Source organism: Arsenicibacter rosenii (assembly GCF_001870735.1).
Taxonomy (GTDB): Bacteria; Bacteroidota; Bacteroidia; order Cytophagales; family Spirosomataceae; genus Arsenicibacter; species Arsenicibacter rosenii.
In genome coordinates this window covers 887,959-899,873 of the sequence record NZ_MORL01000001.1, presented here as the reverse complement: position 1 = coordinate 899,873, position 11,915 = coordinate 887,959, and the positions used below count along the sequence as shown (strand labels likewise).

Annotated in this window: 11 protein-coding genes; 4 read left to right on the top strand and 7 right to left on the bottom strand. The window is 51.4% G+C overall.

All coding sequences use genetic code 11. The features are described 5' to 3' along the window. Positions 1-48: 48 nt before the first annotated feature. Complete coding sequence (locus BLX24_RS03455) at positions 49-492, bottom strand: DinB family protein (protein ID WP_071501634.1); 444 nt, start codon at positions 490-492, stop codon at positions 49-51. A 127-nt stretch (positions 493-619) separates the two neighbouring features. Between BLX24_RS03455 and BLX24_RS03450 the strand changes: the two genes are divergently transcribed. After that, complete coding sequence (locus BLX24_RS03450; RefSeq protein WP_071501633.1) at positions 620-1,192, top strand: DUF2911 domain-containing protein; 573 nt, start codon at positions 620-622, stop codon at positions 1,190-1,192. Positions 1,193-1,249: 57 nt separating this feature from the next. Here BLX24_RS03450 and BLX24_RS03445 read toward each other — a convergent pair whose 3' ends face one another. The 4 genes from BLX24_RS03445 to BLX24_RS03430 all read right to left on the bottom strand — a co-directional run bounded on the left by BLX24_RS03445 (position 1,250) and on the right by BLX24_RS03430 (position 5,861). Then, a complete protein-coding gene (locus tag BLX24_RS03445; protein WP_071501632.1) occupies positions 1,250-3,151 on the bottom strand; it encodes a YgiQ family radical SAM protein in 1,902 nt (633 codons plus the stop codon). A 207-nt stretch (positions 3,152-3,358) separates the two neighbouring features. After that, positions 3,359-4,045, bottom strand: a complete 687-nt coding sequence (locus tag BLX24_RS03440) for a pirin family protein (RefSeq protein WP_071501631.1) — start codon at positions 4,043-4,045, stop codon at positions 3,359-3,361. Between the two features lie 12 nt (positions 4,046-4,057). Next, the gene (locus BLX24_RS03435) at positions 4,058-4,789 is read right to left on the bottom strand and encodes a dioxygenase family protein (protein ID WP_071501630.1); all 732 of its coding nucleotides are present in this window, start codon (positions 4,787-4,789) and stop codon (positions 4,058-4,060) included. A gap of 121 nt (positions 4,790-4,910) precedes the next feature. Then, the gene (locus tag BLX24_RS03430; protein WP_071501629.1) at positions 4,911-5,861 is read right to left on the bottom strand and encodes a formylglycine-generating enzyme family protein; all 951 of its coding nucleotides are present in this window, start codon (positions 5,859-5,861) and stop codon (positions 4,911-4,913) included. Between the two features lie 182 nt (positions 5,862-6,043). Here BLX24_RS03430 and BLX24_RS03425 point away from each other — a divergent pair, with 182 nt between their 5' ends. Both BLX24_RS03425 and BLX24_RS03420 read left to right on the top strand, forming a co-directional pair. After that, positions 6,044-7,711, top strand: a complete 1,668-nt coding sequence (locus BLX24_RS03425; RefSeq protein WP_071501628.1) for a DUF1800 domain-containing protein — start codon at positions 6,044-6,046, stop codon at positions 7,709-7,711. An 18-nt stretch (positions 7,712-7,729) separates the two neighbouring features. Then, entirely contained in the window at positions 7,730-9,235 is a 1,506-nt protein-coding gene (locus BLX24_RS03420; RefSeq protein ID WP_071501627.1) for a DUF1501 domain-containing protein, read from the top strand. Positions 9,236-9,311: 76 nt separating this feature from the next. Here the strand turns inward: BLX24_RS03420 and BLX24_RS03415 are convergent, their stop codons facing one another. Beyond that, on the bottom strand, positions 9,312-9,497 hold the full coding sequence (locus BLX24_RS03415) for a CsbD family protein (RefSeq protein ID WP_071501626.1): 186 nt from the start codon (positions 9,495-9,497) through the stop codon (positions 9,312-9,314). Positions 9,498-9,837: 340 nt separating this feature from the next. Continuing rightward, entirely contained in the window at positions 9,838-10,512 is a 675-nt protein-coding gene (locus BLX24_RS03410; protein WP_071501625.1) for an ABC transporter ATP-binding protein, read from the bottom strand. A 147-nt stretch (positions 10,513-10,659) separates the two neighbouring features. On the opposite strand from BLX24_RS03410, the gene sucC reads away from it, so the two are divergent. After that, the gene (gene sucC / locus BLX24_RS03405; RefSeq protein WP_071501624.1) at positions 10,660-11,877 is read left to right on the top strand and encodes an ADP-forming succinate--CoA ligase subunit beta; all 1,218 of its coding nucleotides are present in this window, start codon (positions 10,660-10,662) and stop codon (positions 11,875-11,877) included. The last annotated feature ends 38 nt before the right edge of the window (positions 11,878-11,915 follow it).

Here is an 11,915-nt window from a genome sequence, read left to right as displayed (position 1 = left end):
AAATACTGCCTTTACGGTATGCTGATGGCAATTTACCCGCCTGGCAGGTTACTGACCGCGTGCCAGTGTCAGGCTGATTTGTCCGGCATGATTGGCATTATGGAACAGCACATGCGCGAAAAGCCGCCCCTTCGATACCTTGCCGAAAAATGGGGTATCTATCGGATCGAGCCAGGCTTGTTCGGGGGTCTCATTGACCAGCTGTTCCAGCATGGAAAACCCTCGTTCAACCAATATATGACTGGTTGCCAGATCCTGTCCTTGTCCGGTATCCGGCTGTCCCATGGTCGTGTTCTGCACATCGGCCGCAGGAAGGCCGAAAAAGTAGCCGAACAGCAGCATCGTTTCGCCGATATGGCGGTAGATGAAACCAACAGAAGCAGTCTGGTCATTCAGCCGGCAGGAGAGGCTTTCCGGTGTAATCCGGGAGAAGGCGACCGCACAGGTCATCCGGTTCTGGGCCACCATGTCCATCAATAATTCGTTTTGCATCGTAAGCGGTTTTCCCCTAAAACCGGTTGCCGGTAGCGAACTACTGATCTGTATGGGAACGGATACGGCCTCTGCGGACAACCGGAAGTTGTGTATATTGCTCCGGAACTGATTAATCCTGACTGACATGAAACAGATTCTCCTTGCCCTCGGGCTTTTTATGGGAGCCTTGCCTGCAACAATGGCACAAACGTTCAGAGGCATCGACAAGACGCCGATGGACATGGCTTATTATCCGGATGACTATGCCCACGACCGGAAATTTGCCCCCGCTAAAATCGGGACTGATAAGGCGATGGTACGCGTAACCTACAGCCGTCCTGCCAAAAACGGCCGTGACGTGATGGGTAAACTGGTACCCTACGGCAAAGTCTGGCGAATGGGAGCCAATGAAGCTCCGGAAATCAAATTTTATCAGGATGTAACACTTGGCGACAAGAAAATTCCGGCAGGCAGTTATGCATTGCTGGCCATTCCCGGCGAAAGCGAGTGGACTATTATCCTCAGCTCAGACGTGGATCAATGGGGAGCTTACAGCTACAATCAGGCACTGGATGTGGCGCGGATAACGGTGCCGGTACAGAAAACCGAAACCCCGCTGGAGAATTTCTCGATTCAGTTTGCGAAGAAAGACGCAAAGAATGCGACGATGTATATCGGCTGGGACACAACGGTGATTCCGGTGCCGGTAGGGTTGTAAAAAAAGCGGTGGCAAGGGTCTCAGCCTTGCCACCGCTACATCTCGCAGTTAACCTGCTTATTTCTTTTTCTTACCGGCAAACGGCCTGCGGTATTTCGGTTTAGGGGCCTGGCCACCGCCCTGCTTTGGCGCACCGAGGAGCTGGTCGGCAAGGTCGGGGCGATTGAGCTTGTTCAGCCGGTTGCGGATCCAGTCTTTAAATTCCGGCTTGTACCAGAAGAAATACCGGTTCTGGGCCTGCTTCTCATCGCGGGTTTTGGCCGTTTTGACCGGCTTGAGCGTATACGGATGGACACCGGAGTAGTAAATCACTTCTGCAACGGTCATCGGGGTCGGCGTAAAGTCCTGCACCTGTTCCAGCTGAAAGCCCATGTCTTTCGTTTCGGCGGCCAGGTTCGCCATGTCCTGCTCTTCACAGCCGGGGTGCGACGAGATGAAGTACGGAATCAGCGGTTGTTTCAGGTTATGCTTGTCCGAAATCTTATCGTATTTCTTTTTGAAGAGCTTGAAATACTTAAACGACGGCTTGCGCATAATCCGGAGCGTGTCGTCAGAGGTGTGTTCAGGGGCTACTTTCAACCGGCCGGATACGTGGCGGGTAATGAGCTGCTCCATGTACTCGTCATGGTTGCCGTCTTCGTTGTTTTTGTTAAAATCATCGACCAGCAAATCATACCGGACGCCGGAGCCGACAAACGCTTTTTTGATCGCCGGGTTAGCATCGACCTTGCGGTATAGCTGAGTCAGCGGCTTGTGTGAGGTGTCGAGGTTCGAGCAGATAACCGGGTGAATGCAGCTCGGGCTCTGGCAACGGGCACAAATCGACTCGTCCTTACCCTTCATTTTGTACATATTCGCCGACGGACCGCCCAGATCGGAAATATAGCCTTTAAACTCAGGGTGTTTGGTGATTTCGTCTACCTCCTTCAGGATCGATTCTTCGCTTCGTGAAGCAATGAATTTGCCCTGGTGTGCCGAGATGGTACAGAAACTGCAACCGCCGAAACAGCCACGATGCATGTTCAGCGAAAACTTGATCATCTCATAGGCCGGAATAGCACCCCGCTTTTTGTATTTCGGGTGTGGCATACGCGTATACGGCATATCAAACGACTTGTCGATTTCGGTTTCATCCATCGTCTTAAACGGCGGATTAATCACCAGCACCTGCTCCCCAACCCGCTGAATGATGCGGTTTGCCTGCCATTTATTCGACTCAACTTCAACGATTTTGAAGTTAGCCGCATACTTGATTTTATCGTTCAGACAGTCTTCGTGGCTGGCGAGTTCAACCGTATTCCAGTTATTATAGTCGCGCAGTTCGGATGGCCCTTCATGAACAAAGGCCACCTGATTGATGTTGCGCATTGACCCGAACGGAACCCCTTTACGGACCAGTTTCAGGATCTCACGCAGGGGTTGCTCGCCCATGCCGTAGACGAGCATATCCGCACCCGAATCAACCAGAATCGAGGGCATCAGCCGGTCCTGCCAGTAATCATAGTGAGTAACCCGGCGCAGGGATGCCTCAATACCGCCCAGCAACACCGGTACATCCGGATACAGTTCTTTCAGTATTTTGGTGTACACGATGGTGGCGTAATCAGGCCGGAAACCGGCTTCGCCACCCGGCGTATAGGAGTCGTTTGAGCGGCGGCGTTTGTTGGCGGTGTAGTGATTCACCATCGAATCCATACAACCGGCCGTAACACCAAAGAAATACTTCGGACGACCAAATTTTTTGAAGTCGCGCAGGTCATCCTGCCAGTTTGGCTGCGCAATAATGGCCACGCGGAAGCCTTCGCTCTCCATGATCCGGCCGATCACGGCAGTGCCAAAGGCCGGGTGGTCAACATAAGCGTCCCCGGACACCAACACAATATCCACTTCGTCCCAGCCTCGTTTTTCGACTTCTTTCATCGTGAGAGGCAACCAGTCTGTAAGGGGTCTTTCGATCATGGAGAATAAGAAAATTACTATTTATAAAGAGTCAAAATTACAAAATAGTTCATTCATAAACTTCCCGGAGCGTCAAAACTCGCGGAGCATCACTAACGTTACTGAACGAAAAAAAGCCCCGATCCGGAATCAGATCAGGGCGGTTAAGTAAAGCAACGGATAATTGGGTTAAGAGCGGGATGTTTGGTGCCGGTGACGGGGTCTGACTTATGCCGGGTCTACAAAAAGAATAAGGGCGTTGTTGGAGAGTGCCTCAAAATCAACTGTATCAATATCCCATAAGGCAATGCTGTCGCGGGCATGCAGGAGGCGGTTCTGTACTTCAAAAGCGCCTTCTACAACAAAGGCAAAAAGTCCGGTTTCCGGATCTGATACCTTCATACGATCTTCTTCACGACCCCCATATTGACCAATCGTCACGTTGATGGCTGTACTGCCGGCCGGTAACAGCTGATTGGGCTGAGCCAGATCAAACGCCGTAATGGTGACGCCGGCCGTAAACGAGTCTGCGGGTTTTGCCCTGACCCAAATCTGCAGGTAATTAATCAGCTCGGTATCATATGGATTCAGAACCGAATAGGATGCGTTGGCCGGCATTGATAAAACAAGGGCTTCGCCGGCCGAGGCATACGAGGTGCCGGCGACGGTACTGTTCACTTCAATGCCCCCCACCAGCGGCAAAATCAGGACGTGCATGGCTTCGTCGATCTGCCTTGTAAGCTGACGGCCGGCAGCCAGTGTATCGTCATTGACGACACATAGCCTCCCGAAAGGTGTCCGGCCCTCGGTCTGATAGGGGCCGAAGTTAAATGTATGGAAACTCCGGAAACCGTCGGTTTCTGCAACACCCCGCTGATCGGCCAGATAAAGTTGTCCTTGTACGTCGGTTAACATCTTGAAGCGGGTTTAGGCACTGACCACAATGGTATGCGTAAGCACGTAGCCTGCCGAAACACTACCGGTTACCGTGGCCAGCTCCGTCGTGAACCCATCACTGAACACATTGTCCCGTTCGTTGGTGGTATCCTGCTTGCCGCGGGTATAAAACGTGGTGGCGGTTGTATAAACGGTATCACAAACGTCTTTCGGGAACGCAATCTGGGTAACCAGCAGTGATTTGCCGGTTGAGTCGTAGATGTGTACGTGAATGTGCGGAGCACGGCCGGAATACCAGCCGGGAAAAATCGAGGTGAAACTCACCAGCCCGCTGGCATCCGTTGTCTGGCGGCCACGCAGGAAGTGCACCGAGGTAAAGTTGGCCGACTGCATGCCCGTACCCCCGTACTCAGAATAGTAGCCGTCCTTGTCGCAATGCCAGATGTCAACCAGCGCCCCCTTCAATACGGCACAGCCGGCATTTTTGTTCTGGATGGTAATCTTAATGGTAAACGGCACCCCTGTACGGTCTGACCGGATATCGGTAAGGACCAGTGAGGACGGGGTTTTGGTCGGAAACGGGCCTTCTGTTTCTGAAGGGGTTACGGTACAGTTACCGGTGGTTGTACCGGTCGAAGTGCCGGTGCCTGTACCGGAGGTTGTGGCGGCGTCTACTTCTGATTTTTTACACCCCGTCAGTGGCATAACCATGCTGATGCCGAGTGCGGTAAATCCTTTTTTCAAAAAGTCTTTGCGGTCCATGTGATTAGAAAGGCGTTTGGTTTACATGCGGTTGTTTGTAAGCCTAATACGCAAAACGGGACGCAAGCATTGCAGGAATACCGGGAAAATCGGTAAACAGCAGGTTTTTGCCGGTAAATCGTTATCGCAAATCCTGCACACAGCGGAAACCAAGGTGCATCAGAGAGGTCTCCGGCGTACTGCCCGAACGTCCCGAAACGCGGTAACCGTGGCACCACGAAGGTTCGCAGAGGTAAGAACCGCCGCGCTGTGCCCGTTCTGTTTCCGGTCCGGCTTTGGGTTCTGTTTTGGTGAGCAGATCCTGATAGGAAATTTTCCAGTTGGCACACCATTCCCAGACATTACCGGCCATGTCGGTTAAACCGAGCGGCGTTTTTCCGTAATATCCGACGGGCGAGGCGTGGTGAAAGCCGTCTGTTACCTGATCGAAGTTGGGGAAGGTACCGTTCCAGGTGTTGGCCAGTGCCTTGCCGCCGGGAGCCAGTTCATCGCCGAAGGGGTAAAGGGTACGGTCATTGCGGCCGTTACGGGCAGCGTGTTCCCACTCAATTTCGTGGGGCAGCCGTTTACCGGCCCATTTGGCATAGGCCGTTGCGTCGTTCCAGGATACCTGCGTGACCGGCAGGTTATCGGTGGCTTTTCCGGCCTTGGGTCCCTGCGGAAATTCCCAGGTTGCCCCCGGCACCAGCGTCCACTCTTTCGTCGAATCGCTCAGAACACCGGCATCCCCGAATTGTTCGGCCTGTGTTTTGTAGCCGGTTGCCTTGATAAACTGCCGGAACTCACCGACGGTCACTTCGTGCTGATCCATGAGGAAGGGCTTCAGCAGGGCCCAGAAAGTGGGCTTTTCCTGCTCAAGGCCATCTTCCGAGCCAACCAGCACATAGCCGCCCGGTACATATACCATGCCTTCCGGAAGCTGCTTCGGCGGATTGGCGGCAGGAGCGGTAAGGTCGGCCGGCTTTTCAGAGAAAATGGTAATCGTGGGCGAAAGAGAAAAGGACTCCTGATCTGAAGAATGGCAAGACCAGCATACGAAGCCGGTAATGATCAGAGTGACTAGTTTATTCATAGACGATGTCAGCGCTCGAAGAGCGGTCAAAAAAGAGTTTCTTTAATTTACGGAAATAGTGTTAAGGTGAATTAGAGGATGAAAATTACCTAAATTTCCTTAACTTGCTATACCATTCAACTACCCAGATCCGGTTAGCAGACCGGATACATCCGTAACGAAACAGTAATTCATAATCGTTAATGCCCTATCTAGACACGTATACGCAACCGCTTACGGCAAAGACGGCTGCTCATATGTTGCGACGAGCCACATTTGGGCCCACACAAGCAGAAATTACCGGGTTTACCGGCAAAACGGCTACCCAGGCCGTGCAGCTTCTGATCCGGAATGCAAATCTGTCGCCGTCTCCCCCGATCGATCTGGACAGCACGAAGGCCACGGCAGGTCAGACCTACCTCGACAAACCCTTTAACGGAGACCGGAATTTTGATTTCGGCACGTATATAAAGTGGTGGTGGTATGGTATCATGGCTGATCAGTCGAACAAGCCGGCGTTGCTGGAAAAACTAACGCTTTTCTGGCAAAATCACTTTGTCACGACCCGTGAGGTGGTAGATGATTACCGGTTTGTCTGGCGGTATTTTCAGCTGCTGCGGACCAATGCGCTGGGCAATTTCCGGACGCTGGTGACTGGTATCAGCAAAGATCCTGCCATGCTGCGTTTTCTGAACGGGAACGAGAATGAGAAGGGTAAGCCGAATGAAAATTATGCCCGCGAGCTGCAGGAGTTATTTACGGTCGGCGCGTTTGATTTTGCGGGCAACAAGAACTATACCGAAGACGATGTGAAAGTTGCGGCCCGCGCTCTGACCGGTTGGAAATACTCCAACTACTGGGTTAACGGGTCAACTACCTTTGACACTACCTTCACGGCCACTAAGCACGACACGGACGCCAAGGTTTTTTCGGCAAAATATAACAACACCACCATTCCGGCCCGGACAACGGCGCCGGCAGGGTTTGCCAATACGGGTGAGGCCGATTTGAGTGACCTGATTACCATGCTGCTCAATCATCCCGAAACGCCGAAATTTATCTGCCGTAAGCTGTATCGCTGGTACGTAAATCCGAATGTGACCCGGGAAATCGAAACAAACGTCATTGTGCCGCTGGCGCAGTTTTTTGCCAGCCCGTCCAACAATTACGCGATTCAGCCGGTGATTGAGAAACTGCTCACCAGCCAGATTTTCTTCGATGTGTCCAATATCGGTGCCATCATCAAATCACCCCTTGAACTGGTGATTGGCTCGCTGAAGTTTTTTGATCAGCCCGTTCCGCCGATGGCCACCAACTATACGGCCTATAAAAAGCTGTTCGGTGATTTTGCCCACTGGCGGATGCGCGATATGCAAATGGATGCAATCGATCAGCCGACGGTGTTCGGGTACGAGCCTTATTACCAGACCGGGTACTCTAAAATCTGGATGAATACCACCACCATTGCCTTACGAAGCGATTTTACGGATGCCTTTATCTGGCGCTGGCTGGTGGTAGATGCCAATTACTATGGCACAGGTGTCCCTTATAAAATGGGCATCGATGTGCTGGCTTGGGCAACATCCCTGCAAGCCAACTTCTCCGATGTAGCCGGAACGCCATCGATTACCTGTGTGGATGTGCTGGAGGCGTTTACGAAAAACCTCTTTGCCACCGACCTCTTCCCGTCGCAGAAGGATTTCCTGATCGATACCATCATGATGCAGGGAATTCCGCGCACGTCGTGGGTCAACGAATGGAATAACTACCGGACAACACCAACCAACACCAACCGCAAAAATGCCGTGACCAACCGGCTTCAAAACCTGATGAAGTACATGCTTCGCATGGCGGAGTATCAGCTTTGTTAACCAACCAGATCGAACATCATGAACCGTAGAGATTTTTTTAAAGCGAGTTCGGCTTGTGTGTTGCCGGTAATGATTGACGGATTCGGGATGAAGGCGCTGGCCCGTGATTCTGTGCTGGTGCAGTCGCTTTTGCAGACTACCGCCGCCAATACTGACCGTGTGCTGGTGATCATTTACCTGAACGGCGGCAACGATGGCCTGAACATGGTGTTACCGCTCGACCAGTATCCGGCGTATACTACCCTCCGCAGCAACATTGCCATTCCACAGGCCAGTGCCCTGACACTAACCGGCAACGATACCACGGGGCTGCATCCGGCCATGACCGGGCTGCAAAGCCTCTATAATGACGGGAAGCTATCGATTGTTCATTCGGTATCATACCCCAACCCGGATCAGTCCCATTACCGCGCTACGGATATCTGGATGACAGCCGTAGACAGCACCCAGACATCTGATTCGGGCTGGGCTGGCCGTTACCTGGAGGATCGTTTTCCGGGCTATCCGACGGGTTACCCAAACACCAATATGGAAGATCCGCTGGCGATTCAGATTGGGTATCTGACCTCAACCGCCTTGCTGGGTAGTCAGGGATCGATGGGAATCGCGATCAGCAACCCGGATAGCTTTTACCAGCTGGTGGGAGCGGCTAGTGCTACCTCGCCAGGCGACCTGCCCTGCTGCGATGCCGGGGATCTGATTTCGTTTATCCGGCAGCAACAGGCCTTGTCAGTAGGCTATGCCGGGGAAATCAAAAAAGCAGCCGATGCCGGTAAAAACCTTGCGACTTATCCTACATCGGGTACAAACTCACTGGCCGATCAGCTGAAAATTGTGTCGCGCTTAATTCACGGCGGCCTGAAAACGAAGATTTACTTCGTATCGCTCGGCGGTTTTGATACGCACTCAGGGCAGGTCGATACGACGGATAATACCAAGGGGGCACACGCCACGTTGCTGGCTAAACTGTCAGACGGAATTGCCCTTTTCCAGCAGGATCTGAAACTACAGGGAATTGAAGATAAGGTGATCGGCATGACCTTCTCGGAGTTTGGCCGCCGGGCGAATTCGAATAACTCAAAGGGAACGGATCACGGCGTGGCAGCCCCCATGTTTGTTTTTGGCTCGGGGGTAAAGCACAGCACGATCGGGACAAACCCGAACCTGTCTGATCTTTCCGGAACCGGCACCAACAAGGACATTAAAATGCAGATAGACTTCCGGCGGGTATACAATGATATTCTGAACGACTGGTTCGGGGCCGGGCAAAGTAAAACCGACACCTTGTTGTTCCGTAATTTTCCGACGGTCTCGTTGTTTTCCAACATGGTTGAGTCGGTCACATCCGGTGACTGGACCGATAAAAATACGTGGACAGTTGGGCGGATGCCGTTCCCGAACGAATTTGTCCGGATTTGTCCCGGTCATACCGTAACCGTAGGGCAGTCGGTTACCATGCGTAATCTGAAACTGGACGGGAAACTGAAGTTTGCCGGGAATTATAAAGTAAAGCTGACGGGATAACGCAGAAAAGCAATAATGAAAACACCCCGGCAGGTTTTACCTGCCGGGGTGTTTTCATTATAATCCGTTCAGGCTGTTACAGATCAGCCACTGCTTTTTTGATCTCATCTTTTGTCTTGCCGGTTTTTTGCTGAACCCGGCCCCACATTTCGTCTTCTTTACCTTCTTCGTAAGTCAGATCGTCGTCTGTCAGATCACCGTAAGCTTGTTTGATTTTGCCTTTAAGCTCATTCCATGCGCCTTTGATTGTTGTCTCGTTCATGACGTTGATAGTTTAATGATTTATGAATCTGCTGTTGCAGTTTACATCATATAGACTTTTTCAGAGACAGAATGTTCAGAAAAGGTGAGGGAACGGTCCGGAGAGAAAGAATCGGGGCAGAATCAGCGCCTTGGGGTATACAAAACAAAAAAGCCAAGCGAGACACTCTCTTGGCTTTCTGATTTACTCAACGTTATGAAAAACTTTTCTTTTCGACGCAATAATAAAACGAAAGTAACAAATAATTGTTTCCCGTTCGTTAATTTTTTTTCAACAATTTTGTAAGTTGTTGATAGTTAGTGAACTATATTTTATCAAAAAGATAAAAAGTACTAAAAGGCTACAGGTTTTTAGTGTCACCTATTTGTCCGTCCCGTATAGTTAAAGTTCTGTCTGCCAGTTCCGCTAACTGTTGGTTATGCGTTACAATAACAAACGTTTGACCGAATTGATCCCTTAAGTTAAAAAATAGCTGATGAAGCTCCTGCGCATTTTGTGAATCCAGATTACCGCTGGGTTCGTCGGCAAAAACAATGTCGGGCTGATTAATCAGGGCACGGGCGACGGCGGTCCGCTGTTGCTCTCCGCCCGACATCTGTGAGGGAAAGTGATCAATCCGGTCTTTTAAGCCCAGTGAGGTCAGGAGTTCTGCTGCCCGTTTCCGGACATCGGCTTCCGGTTTTCCCGCGATGAATCCGGGAAGACATACGTTTTCGAGGGCGGTAAATTCAGGCAGCAGGTTATGAAACTGAAAGATAAAGCCAATCCGCTCATTCCGGAAACGGGCCAGCTCGCGGTCATTCAGAGTAAACGCGGATTCGCCGGCCAGTACCAGTTCGCCGCTATCGGGGCGGTCGAGGGTGCCCAGAATATGTAATAATGTACTTTTACCAGCTCCCGAAGCGCCGACAACGGAGACGACCTCGCCCGACTGAATGGTGAGATTAATACCCTTTAAAACGGGAAGATTACCATACGTACGACGCAGGTCGGTTGCCTGAAGGAGTGTTTGCATAAAGTGTGCGTTTTGTTGTTTATTTCGCGCAGTTTCGGACGGATTGGCGCGGGTAAATGAAAACTGTGCGCTATAAACTGATTACCCAACCAAATTATTGGCTAACTTGCCGCGCGAACGCAAAACTACTGTTTTCCTTTATTTGTCATGAATATACACGAGTACCAGGGTAAAGAAATACTGAAGCGCTACGGCGTCCGGATTCAGGAAGGTATCGTTGCCGAATCGCCGGAAAAGGCGGTTGAGGCAGCTAAACAGATCATGGCCCAGACGAACTCTAAATTTGTAGTCGTCAAATCACAGATTCATGCTGGTGGCCGCGGTAAGGGTAAGGTCCAGGGGTCAGAGCAGCGTGGTGTTGCGCTGGCGAAGTCAGTGGAAGATGTACGTACCATTGCTACCAACCTGATTGGTAACGTACTGGTAACGCATCAGACCGGCCCTGAAGGCAAAAAAGTAAGTAAGGTACTGGTTGCCCAGGATGTATTCTACCCGGGCGATTCGGAGCCGAAAGAATTGTACATGAGTATCCTGCTCGACCGTGCGAATGCCTGCAATGTGATTATGGCCAGCACGGAAGGGGGTATGGATATTGAAGAAGTGGCTGAACATAGTCCGGAAAAAATCATTAAAGAATGGATTAATCCAGCCGTTGGCTTACAACCGTTCCAGGCCCGTAAAATTGCGTTCGCCCTTGGCCTGACCGGTGAAGCCTTCAAAGAAATGGTGAAATTCGTTACATCCTTATATAAGGCTTACGTTGATTCAGACGCGTCTATGTTTGAAATCAACCCGGTGCTGAAAACGTCGGACAACAAAATCCTGGCGGTTGATGCCAAAGTAAACCTTGACGATAATGCCCTGTACCGTCATCCGGATCTGGCTAACCTGCGCGACATCACGGAAGAAGATCCGCTCGAAGTTGAAGCATCGGCCAACGACCTGAACTACGTAAAACTAGACGGTAACGTAGGTTGTATGGTGAACGGTGCTGGTCTGGCGATGGCTACGATGGATATCATCAAACTCTCGGGTGGTGAGCCTGCCAACTTCCTGGACGTAGGAGGTGGAGCCAACGCGAAAACGGTGGAAGCCGGTTTCCGTATCATCCTGAAAGATCCGAACGTAAAAGCAATCCTGATCAACATCTTCGGTGGTATCGTTCGTTGCGACCGTGTGGCGACCGGCGTTGTGGAAGCATACAAGGCAATTGGTGATATCCCGATCCCGATCATTGTACGTCTGCAAGGAACAAACGCCGAAGAAGGTGCCCGGATCATCGACGAGTCAGGCCTGAAGGTGTACTCGGCTGTGCAGCTGAAAGAGGCCGCTGAAAAAGTAAAGCAGGTATTGTCGGCGATGTAATCGCAACCTGACGCATAACCCAAAAAGGCCCCGGAGCA

What these genes read in the sequence shown, in the direction of transcription:
- BLX24_RS03455 (WP_071501634.1), bottom strand. Translation starts at nt 492, where the DNA reads ATGCAAAACGAATTATTGATGGACATGGTGGCCCAGAACCGGATGACC.
- BLX24_RS03450 (WP_071501633.1), top strand. Translation starts at nt 620, where the DNA reads ATGAAACAGATTCTCCTTGCCCTCGGGCTTTTTATGGGAGCCTTGCCT.
- BLX24_RS03445 (WP_071501632.1), bottom strand. Translation starts at nt 3,151, where the DNA reads ATGATCGAAAGACCCCTTACAGACTGGTTGCCTCTCACGATGAAAGAA.
- BLX24_RS03440 (WP_071501631.1), bottom strand. Translation starts at nt 4,045, where the DNA reads ATGTTAACCGACGTACAAGGACAACTTTATCTGGCCGATCAGCGGGGT.
- BLX24_RS03435 (WP_071501630.1), bottom strand. Translation starts at nt 4,789, where the DNA reads ATGGACCGCAAAGACTTTTTGAAAAAAGGATTTACCGCACTCGGCATC.
- BLX24_RS03430 (WP_071501629.1), bottom strand. Translation starts at nt 5,861, where the DNA reads ATGAATAAACTAGTCACTCTGATCATTACCGGCTTCGTATGCTGGTCT.
- BLX24_RS03425 (WP_071501628.1), top strand. Translation starts at nt 6,044, where the DNA reads ATGCCCTATCTAGACACGTATACGCAACCGCTTACGGCAAAGACGGCT.
- BLX24_RS03420 (WP_071501627.1), top strand. Translation starts at nt 7,730, where the DNA reads ATGAACCGTAGAGATTTTTTTAAAGCGAGTTCGGCTTGTGTGTTGCCG.
- BLX24_RS03415 (WP_071501626.1), bottom strand. Translation starts at nt 9,497, where the DNA reads ATGAACGAGACAACAATCAAAGGCGCATGGAATGAGCTTAAAGGCAAA.
- BLX24_RS03410 (WP_071501625.1), bottom strand. Translation starts at nt 10,512, where the DNA reads ATGCAAACACTCCTTCAGGCAACCGACCTGCGTCGTACGTATGGTAAT.
- sucC (WP_071501624.1), top strand. Translation starts at nt 10,660, where the DNA reads ATGAATATACACGAGTACCAGGGTAAAGAAATACTGAAGCGCTACGGC.